We start from the raw sequence: 15,725 nt of genomic DNA on the forward strand, positions 1-15,725 counted from the left end.
CCCGGCCCGTGTTCACCTCCGGGTCGACCGCCTGCGCGCACCGGATCCCCGCCAGGAGTCACCGTGTTCCGTCGCCACCGGCCGACCCACGACGTACGGGTCGTCGCCGTCACCCCGCTCACGCCCGCCCTCGTCCGGCTCACCTTCACCGGACCCACCCTGGACACCCTCGCCATCGAACACCCCACCCAGTGGGTCAAGTTGGACGTTCCTGAGGGCCACTCCCGGGCCTACACCATCCGCCACCACCGCCCCGCCGAGCGCGAGACGGACATCGACGTCGTCCTGCACGGCAACGGCCCGCTGTCCCGCTGGGCCGAGGTCGCCCGCCCCGGCGATCCGGCCCGACTGGCCGGGCCGCGTGGCCGCCGCCCCTCCTTCGACGACGCCGGCCATGTGCTGCTCGCCGCCGACGAGAGTGCCCTGCCCGCCGCGCTCACCATCCTCGACGACCTCCCGGCAACTGTCCCGGTCTCCCTGTTCGTCGAGGTCGCCGACGCGACCGGGTCCGCCGTGCCACTGCCCGACCGGGTCGGCCTGACCGCCCACTGGCTGACCCGCGACCCCGGCCTGCCGAAGGGCCGCACGCTCTCGGACACCCTGCTCGCCGCCGACCTCCCGGCCGGCACCGCGGCCTGGCTGGCGGGCGAGGCGAACGCCGTGGCCACCGTGCGCCGCCACCTGCTGACCGACGGGGCGCTGCCGCGCGAACGCGTCCACAGCAAGGGCTACTGGAAGCACGGCGAGGCGGACCACAAGGATTGACGGTCCGTCATGCGTGAGGCGGGCGCTGGCGGGCGGCCGTCACGGCGGCGGTGTACGACTCGACGGTCAGGTCGCTCTCCGGCACGCCGAGCCCGGCCAGCACCGCCCGGACGGCCACGAGCGCGGCGGGCAGCTCGCGTTCGTCCACCGCGGCCGTCTCGACCTCCAGGAAGACCCCGTCGAGCTCCGGCACCCGCACCAGGGTGGCGAGCATCCGGCGGCCCCCGTACTCGAACGCGTAGTTCCGGAACCGCTTCTCGAAGGCGAGGGCGGGCCGGTGGCCGAGGCCGCGCACGATCGCGTGCGCGGCCTCGGCGTCGGCCACCCGCGTCTCGTGTTCCGGCTTCGACCCGGACGCCTCGTCGACCCGGGCGTCCTTGTAGGTGAGCAGCACCGTCCGACCGTCGTCCGCGCCGGTCACCTCGCGGATCCGCAACTCGCGGTCGGCTGCGGAGAGCCGACCGTCGGCCGTGTCGTAGTAGGTGTCCCGGTACAGCTCGGCGCGCCCCGGCCCGTACGCCTCCTCCAACCGTCGCAGCACGGCGGCCGGTTCACGCACCACCGCCTTCAGCTCCGCCTCGATCACCGCGCGCCTCCGCGTTCCGTCGTCGGCCGGTCCGGCCCCAGGAAGGACACCGCGGGGATTATCGCCGTCCACCGCTCAGCGCGCAGCGGTGCGGGTGGGCGTAGGTGTCGGCGTGGGGGTGGGGGTGGGGGTGGGGGTGGGGGTCCGCGCGGTGCCCGAAGCGGTGCTGGTGCCGGACGCGGCGGCGGGGCCGGGAACGGGGGCCAGGCCGGTGCACCCGCGCAGGCCGTCGCGGCGCTTGAGGGCGGCGGTGGCGGCGGCACCGGACTGCGGCACCGGCACGCCCTTGTCGTCGATGCTCGCCGGGGCGAACGCCTCGCCGAGCACCTTGCCGGCCGGGCTGACGGTCAGCGTGGTGACACCGGTCTCGTTGGAGTTGGCGTAGTTGGAGGTGCCGTACCAGAGGAAGTTGCCGAAGCCGTACCCGATGTAGGTGTCCCCGATCATCCCGGCACCGAGCATGGTGTGCGCGTGCGTGCCGACCACGGCGGTCGCGCCCGCGGCGGCGAGCTTCTTGGCGATCGCGGTCTGCGCGGCGGTCGGGCAGGCCTTGCCCTCGTCGCCCCAGTGCAGGTAGACGAGCACCACCGGCGCCTGGCGTTTCGCCTCGCCGACCGCCTTGAGCAGCGCGGCGGTGTCCAGCGCCGAGGCGATGCCGGGCTTGTTCGCGCCGGCCCGCCACTTCTGGTTGGTGAGGTCCTCGACCTGGCTGGCCGCCACCACCGCGACCTTCACCCCGCGCACCGTGCTGACGTACGGGGCGTACGCCTCCTCGGAGTTGCGGCCGAAGCCGACGATCGGTACCGGCGAGGAGGCCTTCGCGGCGAGGGTGTCGGTGAGGCCGTCGGCGCCGTAGTCGACGGCGTGGTTGTTGGCGAGCGAGACGACGTCGACGCCGGAGTCCTCGAGCGCGGTGAGCGCCTTGGGCGAGGTACGGAAGGTGTACGTCTTGGGCTCAGGGGCGCCGCGCTCGGTGATCGCGGTCTCCAGGTTGAGTACGGCCAGGTCGGCGGCGGAGAGGGTCTTGGCCATCGGGCCGAGCGCCGTCTCGGGCGGCTGCACGGAGAGCCGGGCCTCGGTGCGGCCCTCGAAGTGGACGTCCCCGGCGAACGCCACCGTGATGCTGCCGTCGGGACGGGGCGCCGCGGTGTCGCCGGACTCCTGGTCGCCGGGGACGGCGGAACCGTCGGACGCGCCGGGCGAGGCCTGGGCGGCGGCGGCCGCGTCGGCCGCGGCTTTGGCGGACTTCGAGGCCTTCACGGCGGCCGGGTCGGGGTCGTCCGGTCCGCAGGCGGCCACGGGTATCAGCCCGATCAGCAGGGCGACGGCGGCCGCGGCACGGCGCATGAGTAGCTCCCCCAAGGTCGATCCGGAAGCGGTCAGCCTACGCCACTCCCCCGCGCCGCCTTCGCCCCGCCTCCACAATCGAAACCCGCCCGTCGCCCGGCGTTCGGGGCCGCCCGCCCCGGGCCCGCGCGTCCCAACCCGCCGCCGCGCCTTGGCCATTCCGTCCCTGGCGCGGCACCCGGGGAGGCGCGCAGCGTGGAAGCGTGGAGGCCCCGCGAGGGTGCCGGGGCCGTGACGACAGGCGGGCGGTGTGCATCATGGCCAGCGACGGAACCACGGGCACCGGGACCATGACCAGCGAGAGCACGGGCGGCGGGGCCACGGGCAGCGGGCGGCGGATCGTCGTGGGGATCGACGGCTCGGCGCCGTCGAAGGCGGCGCTGCGCTGGGCGGTCGCGCAGGCGGTGCTGACCGGGGCGACGGTGCACGCGGTGGCCGCGTGGGAGTACCCGTCGCTGTACGGCTGGTTCGCGCCGATGGTGGACGACGGCTTCGAGCAGTCGGCGCGCCGGACGCTGACCGCCGAGGTGGACGAGGTGATCGGTGCGCGGCGGCCGGTGCCGGTCACGGAGAGCCTGGTACTGGGGCACGCGGCCGAGGCGCTGCTGGCGGCGGCCGAGGACGCCGATCTGCTGGTGCTCGGCAGCCGGGGTCGCGGGACGTTCGCCCGGACGCTGCTGGGGTCGGTGAGCACACGCTGCGCCGTGCACGGGTCGTGCCCGGTGGTGATCGTCCGGGCGGACGGGACCGCCGCCGCGCCCGCGCCGCTCGCGGCGGCCGCCACGGCTTCGGAGGCGGCGGGCAGTGGCGAGACGGCCGTCCGCACCAAGGACTGGCAGTTGAGCCTGCATGTGGTCGAGGACCGCGACACCACCCGGGTGCACGCGGTGCTCGACGCCGACGGCGCCGTGCTGCACAGCGACGCGCTGGCCCACCGCAATCCGCTGGACGCCCCGGCGCCGACGGTGGGCGACGACTTCGCGGTCGGCCGGGCGCTGGTCGACCTCGGCCACCAGCTGCTCCGCGCGGGCACCCACGGCGCCACGGGGTCCGCCGAGGAGTGACATGCTGACTACCGAAGGACAAGATGACCATCGACGATCGACGGCCGACGCCTGACAGCTGACAGTTGACAGCTGACAGATTTCAGATGACGGATAACAGATGACAGATTCTGTCAGCCCAACTCCGGGCGGCGACCACCCCGCCCCCGCGCCCGACTTCACCCCTGCCCAGCGCGCCCGCGGCCGCGCGCTGCGCAGGAGCCAGCTCCCGTGGGCGCTCGGCGGGCGGCTCACCGGCCTGGCGCTGACCCTGGCCCTCGGCCTGACGCCCGCCGGCGCCGGGTTGGTCTCGGCGGTCGGCGGGTGGTTCGGCGGCTCGCGGACGGCGGAGGTGCTCGCCGGGGCCGCCGCGCTGGTGCTGCTCGGGCAACTGGCGCAGCTGCCGTTCGGGGCGGGCTCCCGGTCGGTGCGGTCCCGATTCGGCCTGGTCACCCAGGGCTGGGCCGGCTGGGCGGTGGACGTCCTGCGCGGGCTGGCGCTGACCCTGGCCCTCGCCCTCCCCCTGGCCTTCGGCCTCTACGCGCTCACCGACCGCTCGCCGGACCGCTGGTGGATCCCGGCAGCGGGCGCGGCCGCGCTGCTGACCGCCGCCCTCTCCTTCCTCTACCCCCTGCTCGTCGAGCCGGTGTTCAACCGCTTCACCCCGATGGAACCGGGCCCGCAACGCGAGGCGCTGCTGGGCCTGGCCGAGCGGGACGGCGTCCGGGTGCGGGACGTCCTGGTGGCCGACGCCTCGCGCCGCACCACGGCGCTGAACGCCTACGTGTCGGGCCTGGGCGCGACCCGGCGGATCGTCGCGTACGACACGCTGCTGTCGACGGCCGACCCGCGCGAGGTGGAGCTGGTGGTCGCGCACGAGCTGGGGCACGTCAAGCACCGGGACGTGCTGACCGGCACGGTGCTGGGTGCGGTGGGCGCGGCCGTCGTGGTCGTGCTGCTGGGCCTGGCTTCCGGCTGGGACGCGCTGCTGTCGGCGGCGGGCGCGACGGACGCGGCCGATCCGCGGTCGCTGCCGCTGCTCGCGGCCATCGCCGCACTGCTGGGCGCGCTGTCCGGGCCGGTGCAGTGCGCGGTGAGCCGCCGGGTGGAGACCCGGGCGGACCGGCACGCCCTCGAACTGACCGGGGACGTCGAGCAGTTCATCGCGATGCAGCGCAGGCTGGCGGTCACCAACGTCTCCGACGTCGACCCGCCGCGGGTGCTTGAGCTACTGTTCGCCACTCACCCGAGCGCCACCCGGCGGATCGCGGCCGCGCGCGCCTGGCGGTCCCGCCGCCCCTCCGCCCCCGAACTCGTTGTATAGTGCAACAAAGTCCGAGACTCCGAGGAGGTAGGTCACCGTGCCCGACCGCGAGACGTCGATCGCCACCATCCAGCGCGAGCTGACCGCCTTCGCCCGCCGCGCCCGCCACAAGGCGTCCCAGCTTCACCCGGACCTCTCGCTGGTCACCTACAGCATCCTGGACCTCATCACCGAGCGCGGCGGCTGCCGGGCCGCCGACGTCGCCGCGCACTTCATGCTCGACAAGTCCACGGTGAGCCGCCAGGTCACCGCCCTGGAGAAGCTCGGGCTGCTGCGCCGCGAGACCGACCCGGAGGACCAGCGCGGGCAGATCCTGCTCGCCACCGACGCCGGGCTGACCCTGCTGCGCGAGGCCAACGAGCAGCGGCGGCTCTCCTTCGCCGCCCGCTTCACCGACTGGTCGGACGAGGACGTGTCCCGCTTCGCCGACTACCTGGCCCGCTACGGCTCGGAAGGCTGAGCGAAGGCCGAGCGAAGGCTGACCCGGCCGCCGACCGACCCAACCCCCGGCGGACCGGACCGTCGCGGACCGGACCGGAGCGGACCGCCGGCCGGCCCGGGGTGCGGCGGACCACCCGGACGGTGTACAGAGGAGAGGTGCCACCTCGGCAGCCTCCCCGCGAGCGACACCCCGGCGCGGGGCACCCCGACGACCGGCGTTCCCGCGACCGGCGCCGTTCCCTGCGGCCCGGCCGCCGGGCGATGACGGCGATCCCGCTCGCACTGATCGTGCTGATCACGGTGGTCGACGTGCTCACCCCGCCGAACATCCACCTGGGCCCGCTGCTGATCGTCGCCCCCGCGCTCACCGCCTCCGTCGCCGGCGCCCGGGCCACCGCCGTCGTGGCCGTGCTGGCGATCGCCGGGCTCACCGTCATCGGCACCCTGCGCGACGGCCTCACCACCGCCAACCACGAGACCCAGCTCGGCGCCCTGATCGCCGTCTCGGCCCTCATCGTGGGCCTGCGCGCGCTGCGCGACCGCCACGAGCGCCAACTCGCCCAGGTCCGTTCCGTCTCCGAGGCGGCGCAGCGTGTCCTGCTGCGCCCGCTGCCCGAGCGGATCGGCCCGCTGCGCCTGGCCTCGGTCTACCTGGCCGCCGAGGCGGAGGCCCAGGTCGGCGGCGACCTCTACGCGGCGGCCCGCACCACCGTCGGCACCCGGCTGCTGGTCGGCGACGTGCGCGGCAAGGGCCTGTCCTCGCTCGGCGACGCCGCGCTGCTGCTCGGGGCGTTCCGGGCCGCCGCGCACCTGCACGCCGACCTGCCGGGCCTGGTCGGCTACCTCGACGGCAGCATCGCCTGGGACCTCGCCCAGCTCGCGGAGCAGCAGCGCGCCCAGGACCGGGGCGCCGAGGAGCAGCCGCGGCTCCCGCCCCGGCTCCGGCCCGGCGCCCGTCCGCCGCCGCCCGGCGAGACGCCGGCAGCAACAACCCCCGCGGCCCCCGCAACCACGACGTCCACCGACTCCGAGTCCGCCGCCGCGGACGACGGCGGCGAGTCCTTCATCACCGCCCTCGTCCTGGACATCCCGGACGACGAGGCGGTGATCCGGCTGGTCGACTGCGGCCACCCGCCGCCGCTCCTGCTGCACGACGGCGTGGTCACCACCCTGGAGCCCGGCCGTACCGCGCCCCCGCTCGGCCTCGGCGAACTGGCCCCGGAGCCCTACTCGGTGGAGGAGTTCGCGTTCCTGCCCGGCGACCGGCTGCTGATCTACACCGACGGCGTGATCGAGGCCCGCGACGACGCGCGGCGCTTCTACCCCCTGTCCGAGCGGACCGCCGAACGGACCGCCGCCCACGCCGCCGAGCGCCCGGCCGCCCTGTTGCACCACCTGCGCCGCGACCTGCTCGCGTACGTCGGCGGGCGGCTGGACGACGACGCGGCGATGGTCCTGGTGGAGCGCCTCGGCTGATCCACCACCGGGGGGCCGGGCGGCTCACGGCTGATACGGCAGCTGCGGCACGTCGAAGCAGGTGGTGGTCATCGAGGCCACCTGGGTGACCCAGCCGCCGCGCCCGCCCTCGGCGGAGTCCTGCCAGCGGGCCGCGTTCAGGCAGGCCCGGGTGAGCCCGGTCGGCGGGGGCTGGGGGACGAACGAGGCGGGCAGGATCAGTCCGTGCGCGTCGTAGGGCTCGGGGCGGTTCATGAACCGTTCGACGCAGGCCCGGGTGAGGTCCGCGCCGCAGGAGTCCATCGCGTCGGTGAGCCACTGGGCGCCCGCCCAGCCCTCCAGTTCCCAGGCGGAGAGCAGCGGCTCGCGGTCCGGGTAGTAGCGCGCCATCGCCGCGCGGAACGCGCCCACCGCCGGGTGGCCGACGTCCTCGTAGTTGAGCGAGGAGGAGGTGGCCCAGAGCGCGTTGCGGCAGGTGGGCGAGGCCTGGTAGTCGGTGCGCACCGACTCCGACCAGTTCTGCACATTGGTCACCTTGGCGGTGACGTGGACCCCGGACTCGTCCAGGGAGCGGCAGAGCGCGGCGTTGCCCCGGGTGTCCATGGCGTCGAACAGCAGCTGCGAGCCGTCCGCCCGCACGGCCGCGGCCACCGCCTGGAAGTTCGGCAGCGCGAAGTCCACCGTCTGCACGAGCACCCGGTAGCCCTCGGCTTCCAGGCCGGCGCGCAGCTGGGCGGCGTAGCGGGCGGAGTCGGCCTGGTTGTAGGCGACCACGGCGGCGCTGGTCGCGCCAAGCCGCTGCTTGAAGAAACGGAACACCTCGGTGGACTGGTAGAGGGTGCCGTTCCAGCCGACGGCGTGCCCGTCGCGCGGCGCGCTGCTGCCGTAGATGCCGTACAGGTGCGGCCAGCGGTCGTACGCGGTGCCGATCGGCTGGCCGCCGACGTCCGGAACCGCCTTGCCGCTCACGTAGGGGGCGCCGGCGTAGTCGAGGACGCTGCCGGAGACGAAGGCGAGGACGTGCGACTGGTCGATCAGCCGGTGCACGCAGTCCTGGTTGCCGATGCCGCTGCCGCCGTCGTCACAGGTGACGACCTTGACGGTGCGGCCGTGCAGGCCGCCGTGGTCGTTGAGGGCCTGGAAGAAGGCCTGGGCGCCGTAGCGCGGTCCGCTGAACACCTCGCTGCCGACGGGGCTGGTCAGCGAGGTGACGATGCCGACCCGGATCTCGGTCGGGGTGACGCCGGTGTCGGAGGCCGGGTTGCCGGCGGCGCTCCCGCCGGGCCCGGTCCCGGTGGCGCCCGCCGTGGTGGAGCGGGCGCCGAAGGCATCGGGCGGCAGGCGGGTCCCGCAGCCGGTCGCCCCGGCCGACAGCACGAGGCCGAGGACGAAGGTGAGGGCCAGGGCCAGGGCGGCGGGGCGCGGGCGCCGACGCGGGGCAGGGGTCAGCTGCATCCGGGGATCGGGGTGCCGGTGGCACCGGCGGCCTGGGTCAGCAGTCCGCAGAGGGTCGCGCGGGAGACCTTCCAGGTGCCGTTGTCCAGCACCGCCTGGCCGGTCGCGGCCGGTTCGACCACGCTGCCCTGGAGGGACAGCTCGTAGGTGACGGTGGCCTCGGTCGCGGAGGTGAACGCCACGTTCGTCACCTTGGCCTGTACCTGGCCGACCCGCGGGTCCTGGGCGAAGCCCTCCAGGACGGGCAGCAGCGTGTCACCGTTCTGGAGCAGCGCGGCCTTCTCGGGGATCGGGGTGGTCGGGTCGAAGAACTTCTGCCAGCTGGCGGTGATCTCGGTGGTGGCGGCCGCCGGGTCGGCGGGCGCGGTCGCCCCGGGGCTGGGGCTCGCGGTCCCGGTGGTCGTCTCCGTGGCCGTCGCGGTCATGGTCCCGGTCGCGGTCTCGGTGCCGGTCGCGGTGGCGGTGGCGGTGCCGGTCGCAGTGGCGGTCGCGGCGGGCGGCGACGGGCTCGCCGTCGAGGACTGCGACTTGCCGCTGCTGCAGGCGGCCACCGTGCCCACCAGCAGCAGCGCGAGCAGGGCGCCCGCCGACCGCAGGACCGGGCCGGCGGCCCGCCGGGTACCGCTCTGCCTCACGTGCATGGTGTTCCTCTCGACGGCCGGGGCGGGCGGAACCGGCGGGCGCGCCTCGCGGGCGCCGCTCGGGCCGGTTCGCGCCGTTCCGGATGCTGTTCCAGGCCGATCCTGGAAACGTCGCAAGTGACACCATCAAGGCGGATCCATGGACGAATCGCAATCCGGGGCTCAGGGGCGACCGAGCGGTACGAACCGCGCGAAAGGCGCGGCGGCGAGCGCGGTGCGCTCGGCCCGGGAGAACGGCGGGTGGGCCGGATGGGCGCTGGTCGCCGTGGGCGCGGTGCTCTGCGTACTGGGCTGGTACGGGGTGTCCGGCGAGCGTTTTGTCGAGGAGCAGGTCCCCTACCTGGCCTCGGCGACCGTCCCCGGGGCGGCGCTGATCGTGGCGGGCGCCGTCCTGGTCGCCCTGCGCCCGCCCGGGCGCGACCGCCCCGGACCACCGCCACCGTCCTCGGGGGCGCCCACGGCCACGGACCGCCGGATCGAGCACCTGTACGCCCTGCTCGTCGATCCGGCGGAGCCTGCCGACGAAGCGCCGGCCGCCGCCACCGGCGCCCCGCTGGCCGTCCCCGGTGGCACGCTCTACCACCGCCCGGACTGCCCGCTGGTGGTGGGCAAGGCCGCCGCCGCGCCCGTCGACGCCTCCGCCGTCCGGGAGCGCGGGCTCACGCCCTGCCCGCTCTGCGACCCGGGTCCGGCCGGTGAGCCGTCCGACGGCCCCACCACCCGTCCGGGCGATCCGCGCCCGCCGACCGGCTGAGGCGGCGGGCCGATGACCGGGCTCGGTTCGGCAACTCTCGGCGCGGACGCCCTCCACGCGACCGGCCTCCACACGACCGGCCTCCACGCGATCCCGCGCGACGCGGCCGTGCTCCACGCGGCCGGTCTCGACTCGACCGGTCTCACCGTCGACCTCGCGCTCGCCGGTCTGACCGTCGGCAGCGCCGCCGCGCTCAGCGGCATCGGCCTGGTCGTCTGCCACCGCGCCACCGGTGTGCTCAACCTCGCCCAGGGCGCGCAGGCCATGTTCGTCGCCTATCTGCTGCGCGACCTGGTCGTCGTGCGGGGCTGGCCGGTCTGGCCGGCCGTGGGGTGCTGTCTGCTGCTGGTGGCGCCCGCCCTCGGCGTGCTGCTGGACGTCCTGGTGTACCGGCCGCTGCAACGGCGCGGCGCCGGACCGGCCGAGACGATGGTGGCCGGCCTCGGTGTGTTCGTGCTGCTCATCGGGGTGGTGGTGCTGGTGTGGGGGGCCGCGCCGGTGGGCGGCGCGCCGTCCCCGCTCGGCGGGGCGCCGATCGCGCTGCCGGGCGGGCACATGCTGCGCCCGGACACGGTGGCGCAGTTGGCCGCGATCCTGGTGCTCGCCCTGGCGGTCGGGGCGACGACCCGGTTCACGCCGTTCGGACTGGCACTGCGGGCGGTGGTGGACGACCGGCGGCTCGCCGAACTGGCCGGGGTGGACGCCGACCGGGTGTCGGCGGCCGGGTGGGCGTTCGGCTCGTTCACCGCGGGGCTGGTCGGGATCGCGCTCGCGCCGTACCTGCTGCTCGACCCGTACGGGCTGCCGCTGCTGGTCATGGAGACGATGGCCGTCGCGGTGGCGGCCCGGCTGCGGAGCATCCCGGTCGCGGTGGTGACCGGGCTGGGGCTGGGCGTGCTGCAGGCCGAGCTGACCCGGTTCCGGCCGGAGGGGCAGCTGCTGCCGCTGGTGCAGGCGGTGCAGGCGAACCTGTTCGTGGTGGCGCTGCTGGTCGCCGCACTGCTGGCCGGCCCCGGGCTCGCCGACGGGCGGGGGCGGCCGGACGGGTCGCCCGTCCCCCCGTGGGTGCGGGCGCGGGGCGGCGGCGGCGCCTGGGCGGCGCGGGCGGTCTGCCTGGTACTGCTCCTGCTGCCGCTCGGCTTCCGCGGCAACGACCTGCGCAGCGCACTGCTGGTGCCGGCGCTGGCTCTGGTGCTGCTGTCGATCGTGGTGGTGACCGGCTACGGCGGGCAGATCTCGCTGGGCCAGGCCGGGTACGCGGGGCTGGGGGCGCTCGGGACGGCGCTGCTGATGTCCGGGCGGATCCCCGGGCTGCCCGCCCTGCCGGCGGTGCCCGCGCTGCTGTTCGCCGTGCTCGCCACCGCGCCGCTCGGCCTGCTCACCGGCTGGCCGGCGATCCGGCGGCGCGGCCTGGCGCTGGCGCTGGTGACCTTCGCGGTCGGCACGACGCTCAGCCGCTTCGTCTTCCAGCAGCCGTACGCCACCACCGGGCTGGTCCTGGACCGGCCCGCGTTCCTGGCGGGCGACCGCGCGTTCTACGTCGCCGAACTGCTGCTGCTCGGGCTCGGCGCGGCCGTCGTGCGGGCCCTGCACGGCGGGCGCACCGGGCGGGCGCTGAGCGCGATGCGCGACCACGAACCGGGGGCGGCGGCGGCGGGGGTGAACGTGCCGGGGCTCAAGCTGTTCGCCTTCGTGGTGGGTGCGGCGCTGGCGGCGCTCGGTGGCGGTCTGATGGGCATGGCCGGGCGCGCGTTCGACCCGGCGGCGTTCGACCCCGTGCAGGGGCTGCTCTGGTTCGCGGCCGTGGTCGTCGCGGGCGCGGACAGCGCGTTGGCGGCGGTCCTGGCGGCGGCGCTGCTCACCGGTCTGGACGCGGGCACGGTCGCGGGGGTGTCGGCGGTCGCGGTCGGCGTGCTGGCGGCGGCGATCGGCCGTCTGCCGGGCGGCCTGGCCGGCCTCGCCGCGGCCCGGGCGGCGGTGCGGCCCGGCGCCCCGTCGGCGTTGTCGGCAGCGGCGCCGCCCGGGCCCGTCGGCCGGCTGTCCCCGGCGGGGCGGCGGGTGCGGGCGCTGATCGCGGCCCGCCGGACGGCCGGGGGCGAGGCGCCCGGGGAGGCTCCCGGAGAGGCCGGGCCGTGACCGGGCCGCGTCGCGCCGTCGCGCCGTCGGCCGGGGTGCCCGCCGCCCGGCTGACGGCCCGCGGGGTGGTGCGGCGGTACGGGGGGATCGAGGCGGTGGCGGGGGTCGATCTGGTCGCGGAGCCGGGGCGGGTGACGGCGCTCATCGGGCCCAACGGGGCGGGGAAGAGCACGCTGTTCGACTGTCTGGCCGGGACCGCCCGCCCGGATGCCGGCCGGGTGCTGCTGGGTGGCCGGGACGTCACCCGGCTCCCGGTGCACCGGCGGGTGCGGCTCGGGCTGGCCCGCACGTTCCAGCAGATCGCCGTGTTCCCGACGCTGTCCGTGGCGGACAACGTCCGTGTCGGCGCGGAGCAGCAGCGCGCCGGTGCCGAGCGGCGCTCCGGTGCGGCGGACGGCCGGACGGCGCGGGCGCTCGCCGTGTTCGGGCTGGGCCCGGTGGCGGCGGAGCCGGCGGGCGGGCAGCCGACGGGCGTGCTGCGGCTGGTCGAACTGGCGCGGGCGCTGGCCGGTGAGCCGCGCGTCCTGCTGCTGGACGAGCCGGCGGCGGGCCTGGACTCCGCGCAGACCGCCCGGCTGCTCACCGTCCTGCGCGGTCTCGCCGACGACGGCATGGCCCTGCTGCTGGTCGAGCACGACCCTGACCTCGTCGCCGAACTCGCCGACACCGTCTACGCGATGGCCGACGGCCGGATGGTGGCGGCCGGCCCGCCGGCGGCGGTGCTGGCCGACCCCCGGGTGGTCCGCGCCTGGGGCCGGTGACGGGACGGATGACACGTGACAGCTGACAGCTGACAGCTGACAGATTTCAGATAACAGATGACAGCTGACGGATGACAGATATCAGATGACAGATTTCCAATTCCCAACCCTCAAACCGTACTCGACCCCCGGGAGCGCCGCATGCCCGTCGAAGTCGCCCTGCTGGGCGTGAGGGTGCGGTACGGGCCACTGGAGGCCCTGCACGGCGTGGACCTGGCCGTGCCCGCCGGACGGGTGACCGTGCTGCTCGGCCGCAACGGGTCCGGCCGCACGACCGTGCTGCACACGCTGGCCGGGCTGGTGCGGCCGGCCGCCGGGCGGGTGGTGTGGCGGGGACGGGACGTCACCGCGCTCGGCGTGCACCAGCGGGTACGGCTCGGGCTGGCGCTGGTGCCGGCGGAGCGGGCCGTGTTCGCCTCGCTGACCGTCGCCGAGCACCTCGCCCTCGGCGCCCGCACCCGGGCCGGTCCCGCGGAGGAGGCACTGGAGCTGTTCCCCGAGCTCTCCGCCCTGCTCCCCCGGCGGGCCGGGACGCTTTCCGGAGGTCAGCAGCAACTCGTCGCCGTGGCAAGGTCGTTGACCGCTGCACCGTCGCTGCTCCTGCTCGACGAACCGGACCGGGGGCTGGCCCCGGCCGCCGCCGCCCGACTGCACGCACACCTGCTGGCCTCGGCCGCCGCCACCGGCCGGACGGTGGTGCTGACCGCGCAGATGCTCCCCGCAACGCTGACCGGGGCGGCGGCCGTGCACGTCCTGCACCGGGGCGAGGTCACCTTCTCCGGGGAGCCCGGCGAGCCGAGAACGGCTCCGGACGCGGCCCGGTGATCACCTCGCTCGGCGCGGCGGCGGCCATGATCTCGTCCAACAGCCACCGTACCTCGGCGAGTTCACGGATCACCCCGGTGATTGCGGGCGCGCTCGCGGGCCAGGCCGTCGAGGAGTTCGGGGCAGGTCGGACCGGGCGGGCGCCGGCCGGCGCGCTGCTCGACCTGTTCTGGACGACCGCGCACCGCTATCCGCACCGAGGGCCTCTCGGCCGCCGAATTCGCCCCGCATGCCCAGGGGTTGCCGCGCATGCTGCCGGCACTGCTGGACGACTGGGCGCGCCGGGCCGACGAGGGCCGCCCCCCGGCGACCGGTTCACCGTCGCCTCGACCACCACCGGGCTGGCGGTCGCGGACAGTCGCGGCGCGGAGGGTGTCACCGCGCTCACTGAAGCGGCCCACAGGACCGCCCGCGGCGCCGGGCCGCTGAGCGTCACTGCGCGAGGTAGCCGCCGTCCACCGGGAGGACGGCACCGGTGATGAACGACGCCTCGTCGGACGCAAGGAAGAGGACGGCGGCGGCCACCTCCCCGGGGGAACCGAGGCGGCCCATCGGGTGGAACCGCTCGATGGCGGCGAGGTACTCGGGCCCGCCGGGTTCGTCCCGCAGGCGGGCCACCCTCTCGGTGGTGATGGTGCCGGGAGCGACGGCGTTGACCCGGATGCCCCGGTCGGCCCACTCCACCGCGAGGTGCTTGGTCAGGCCGGAGGCGACGAACTTGGCGGGACCGTACACGGCCTGGGCCCGCTGCCCCGCGACGCCGGAGACGGACGAGACGCAGACGATCGCACCCCCGCCCCCAACCCCGCCCCTACCCCTGCCTCCGACCCCCTCCCCGCCCCGGTCGCGACCGGCGGCCGAGGCCATCGCCTCGATGGCGTATTTGCAGGTGAGGAACATGCCCCGCCCGTCGACGGCCATCACCCGGTCCCAGTCGTCGGCGCCCGCCTCGGTGATCTCCAGCAGCGGACTCACCCCCGCGTTCGCCACCAGGACGTCCAGCCGGCCGTGCCGTTCGACGGCGGCGGCGATCATCCGGCGGGCGTCCTCGTCCCGGGAGACGTCCCCGACCACCGTGGTGACGGCCTGCGGCAGCTGTTCCGCCAGCCGCCGCAGGCCGTCACCGTCGAGGTCGGTCCCCACCACCGACGCCCCCTCGCGGGCGAAGAGTTCGGCGACGGCGCGGCCGATCCCGTTCGCGGCGCCGGTGACCACGCAGGACTTCCCCGCCAGTCGCCCGCCGCGCCCCCGGGCCGCCGCGATCCCCACGTCATCCATGACACCGGACTGTAGCCGCCCGGTCTCGAACAGTGAAGTCGGCGCCGTCCCTGGCGCCGACTCCACCGACTCTGTCAACTCCGTCGACTACGCCGCCGCCCGGGCGTCCGTGGCGAGCGCCTCGGCGACGGGAAGGTTCGGCTGCGGATGGGTGAGCAGGTGCACACCGGCCGCCAGGGCGCCGCCGACCAGCGGCGCGAGGAGGAACAGCCACAGCTGCGAGAGTGCCGGGCCGCCCGCGAACAGGGCCGGGCCGAGGCTGCGGGCCGGGTTCACCGAGGTGCCGGTGAGCGGGATGCCGACCAGGTGCACGACCACCAGGGCCATGCCGATCGGCAGCCCGTCGAAGCCGGTGGCGGCAAGGCGGTGGGTGACCGCGAGCACCACGTAGACCAGCAGGAAGGTCAGCACGACCTCGGTCAGGAAGGCGCCGCCGGCGTTGATGTGGACCTGCGAGCGGTCACCCCAGCCGTTGCTGCCGAGCTTGCCGTGGGTCTCCAGACCGGGGACCTGCTTGGCGAGCAGCAGCACCAGCGCCGCACCCGCGATGCCGCCGAGCACCTGCGCGACCCAGTACGACACCGCCGTGCGGCCGTCGATCCGGCGGGCCAGCAGGAAACCGAGCGTCACCGCCGGGTTCACGTGGCAGCCGGAGATCGGCCCGATCGCGTACGCGAGCGCGAGCAGCACCAGGCCGAAGGCGAGCGCGATGCCCACCGAGCCGATGGCCTCCCCGGCCAGCACCGCCGCGCCCACCGCCAGCAGCACCAACAACAGCGTTCCGAGGAATTCGCCGACCACCGCTCGCCTGTCCATCCGGGTCCTCCTGACCTCGTCCGCGCGGACGGCCTGGTGCCGCCCGTCGCTCCGGTCAACCCTCTGCACTCGAATGGGCGAGCGCATGTCGGCCGACC

At 75.6% G+C, this 15,725-nt stretch carries 15 protein-coding genes; 9 read left to right on the plus strand and 6 right to left on the minus strand.

The window, feature by feature from the left end:
• Positions 1-63 precede the first annotated feature (63 nt).
• On the plus strand, positions 64-765 hold the full coding sequence (locus ACFVUH_RS02125) for a siderophore-interacting protein (RefSeq protein WP_387910563.1): 702 nt from the start codon (positions 64-66) through the stop codon (positions 763-765).
• A 7-nt stretch (positions 766-772) separates the two neighbouring features.
• Here the strand turns inward: ACFVUH_RS02125 and ACFVUH_RS02130 are convergent, their stop codons facing one another.
• Entirely contained in the window at positions 773-1,351 is a 579-nt protein-coding gene (locus ACFVUH_RS02130; protein ID WP_387910564.1) for a class IV adenylate cyclase, read from the minus strand.
• Between the two features lie 75 nt (positions 1,352-1,426).
• The gene (locus tag ACFVUH_RS02135) at positions 1,427-2,698 is read right to left on the minus strand and encodes a CapA family protein (RefSeq protein ID WP_387910565.1); all 1,272 of its coding nucleotides are present in this window, start codon (positions 2,696-2,698) and stop codon (positions 1,427-1,429) included.
• A 257-nt stretch (positions 2,699-2,955) separates the two neighbouring features.
• Between ACFVUH_RS02135 and ACFVUH_RS02140 the strand changes: the two genes are divergently transcribed.
• The 4 genes from ACFVUH_RS02140 (at position 2,956) to ACFVUH_RS02155 (ending at position 6,982) form a co-directional block, all read left to right on the plus strand.
• Positions 2,956-3,762, plus strand: coding sequence for a universal stress protein (locus ACFVUH_RS02140; RefSeq protein ID WP_387910566.1), 807 nt, complete (start codon positions 2,956-2,958; stop codon positions 3,760-3,762).
• A 100-nt stretch (positions 3,763-3,862) separates the two neighbouring features.
• A complete protein-coding gene (locus tag ACFVUH_RS02145; RefSeq protein ID WP_387910568.1) occupies positions 3,863-5,065 on the plus strand; it encodes a M48 family metalloprotease in 1,203 nt (400 codons plus the stop codon).
• Positions 5,066-5,102: 37 nt separating this feature from the next.
• On the plus strand, positions 5,103-5,525 hold the full coding sequence (locus tag ACFVUH_RS02150) for a MarR family transcriptional regulator (protein ID WP_355362720.1): 423 nt from the start codon (positions 5,103-5,105) through the stop codon (positions 5,523-5,525).
• 242 nt (positions 5,526-5,767) lie between these two features.
• The gene (locus tag ACFVUH_RS02155; protein ID WP_387910570.1) at positions 5,768-6,982 is read left to right on the plus strand and encodes a PP2C family protein-serine/threonine phosphatase; all 1,215 of its coding nucleotides are present in this window, start codon (positions 5,768-5,770) and stop codon (positions 6,980-6,982) included.
• A 24-nt stretch (positions 6,983-7,006) separates the two neighbouring features.
• Here ACFVUH_RS02155 and ACFVUH_RS02160 read toward each other — a convergent pair whose 3' ends face one another.
• Together ACFVUH_RS02160 and ACFVUH_RS02165 are read right to left on the minus strand one after the other, a co-directional pair.
• Entirely contained in the window at positions 7,007-8,416 is a 1,410-nt protein-coding gene (locus ACFVUH_RS02160; RefSeq protein ID WP_387910571.1) for an ABC transporter substrate-binding protein, read from the minus strand.
• Positions 8,407-9,057 carry a hypothetical protein gene (locus tag ACFVUH_RS02165; RefSeq protein WP_387910573.1) on the minus strand — a complete coding sequence of 217 codons (651 nt, stop codon included), beginning with the start codon at positions 9,055-9,057 and terminating at the stop codon, positions 8,407-8,409. The genes ACFVUH_RS02160 and ACFVUH_RS02165 overlap by 10 nt, the downstream gene beginning before the upstream one ends.
• A gap of 139 nt (positions 9,058-9,196) precedes the next feature.
• Here ACFVUH_RS02165 and ACFVUH_RS02170 point away from each other — a divergent pair, with 139 nt between their 5' ends.
• From ACFVUH_RS02170 to ACFVUH_RS02185, 4 genes are all read left to right on the plus strand, one after another.
• Positions 9,197-9,811: a hypothetical protein gene (locus tag ACFVUH_RS02170; protein ID WP_387910575.1), complete on the plus strand. Its 615-nt coding sequence runs from the start codon at positions 9,197-9,199 to the stop codon at positions 9,809-9,811.
• A gap of 12 nt (positions 9,812-9,823) precedes the next feature.
• A complete protein-coding gene (locus ACFVUH_RS02175) occupies positions 9,824-11,947 on the plus strand; it encodes an ABC transporter permease (RefSeq protein WP_387910577.1) in 2,124 nt (707 codons plus the stop codon).
• The gene (locus ACFVUH_RS02180; protein ID WP_387910579.1) at positions 11,944-12,708 is read left to right on the plus strand and encodes an ABC transporter ATP-binding protein; all 765 of its coding nucleotides are present in this window, start codon (positions 11,944-11,946) and stop codon (positions 12,706-12,708) included. The genes ACFVUH_RS02175 and ACFVUH_RS02180 overlap by 4 nt, the downstream gene beginning before the upstream one ends.
• Before the next feature lie 141 nt (positions 12,709-12,849).
• The gene (locus ACFVUH_RS02185; protein WP_387910581.1) at positions 12,850-13,533 is read left to right on the plus strand and encodes an ABC transporter ATP-binding protein; all 684 of its coding nucleotides are present in this window, start codon (positions 12,850-12,852) and stop codon (positions 13,531-13,533) included.
• Positions 13,534-13,965: 432 nt separating this feature from the next.
• Here the strand turns inward: ACFVUH_RS02185 and ACFVUH_RS02190 are convergent, their stop codons facing one another.
• Positions 13,966-14,811 (minus strand): SDR family NAD(P)-dependent oxidoreductase, encoded by an 846-nt coding sequence (locus ACFVUH_RS02190; RefSeq protein ID WP_387910583.1) that lies wholly within the window; start codon positions 14,809-14,811, stop codon positions 13,966-13,968.
• Positions 14,812-14,898: 87 nt separating this feature from the next.
• The gene (locus ACFVUH_RS02195; RefSeq protein ID WP_355362700.1) at positions 14,899-15,627 is read right to left on the minus strand and encodes an MIP family channel protein; all 729 of its coding nucleotides are present in this window, start codon (positions 15,625-15,627) and stop codon (positions 14,899-14,901) included.
• Positions 15,628-15,725: the final 98 nt, after the last annotated feature.

Origin of the sequence: Kitasatospora sp. NPDC058032 (genome assembly GCF_042885845.1) — a bacterium.
In the GTDB taxonomy this organism is placed as follows: domain Bacteria; phylum Actinomycetota; class Actinomycetes; order Streptomycetales; family Streptomycetaceae; genus Kitasatospora.

Excerpts from the sequence above, each read along its gene's own strand:
- ACFVUH_RS02155 (WP_387910570.1), top strand. The coding sequence starts at position 5,768 with ATGACGGCGATCCCGCTCGCACTGATCGTGCTGATCACGGTGGTCGAC.
- ACFVUH_RS02175 (WP_387910577.1), top strand. The coding sequence starts at position 9,824 with ATGACCGGGCTCGGTTCGGCAACTCTCGGCGCGGACGCCCTCCACGCG.
- ACFVUH_RS02145 (WP_387910568.1), top strand. The coding sequence starts at position 3,863 with ATGACAGATTCTGTCAGCCCAACTCCGGGCGGCGACCACCCCGCCCCC.
- ACFVUH_RS02160 (WP_387910571.1), bottom strand. The coding sequence starts at position 8,416 with ATGCAGCTGACCCCTGCCCCGCGTCGGCGCCCGCGCCCCGCCGCCCTG.
- ACFVUH_RS02135 (WP_387910565.1), bottom strand. The coding sequence starts at position 2,698 with ATGCGCCGTGCCGCGGCCGCCGTCGCCCTGCTGATCGGGCTGATACCC.
- ACFVUH_RS02170 (WP_387910575.1), top strand. The coding sequence starts at position 9,197 with ATGGACGAATCGCAATCCGGGGCTCAGGGGCGACCGAGCGGTACGAAC.
- ACFVUH_RS02140 (WP_387910566.1), top strand. The coding sequence starts at position 2,956 with ATGGCCAGCGACGGAACCACGGGCACCGGGACCATGACCAGCGAGAGC.
- ACFVUH_RS02190 (WP_387910583.1), bottom strand. The coding sequence starts at position 14,811 with ATGGATGACGTGGGGATCGCGGCGGCCCGGGGGCGCGGCGGGCGACTG.
- ACFVUH_RS02195 (WP_355362700.1), bottom strand. The coding sequence starts at position 15,627 with ATGGACAGGCGAGCGGTGGTCGGCGAATTCCTCGGAACGCTGTTGTTG.
- ACFVUH_RS02165 (WP_387910573.1), bottom strand. The coding sequence starts at position 9,057 with ATGCACGTGAGGCAGAGCGGTACCCGGCGGGCCGCCGGCCCGGTCCTG.
- ACFVUH_RS02185 (WP_387910581.1), top strand. The coding sequence starts at position 12,850 with ATGCCCGTCGAAGTCGCCCTGCTGGGCGTGAGGGTGCGGTACGGGCCA.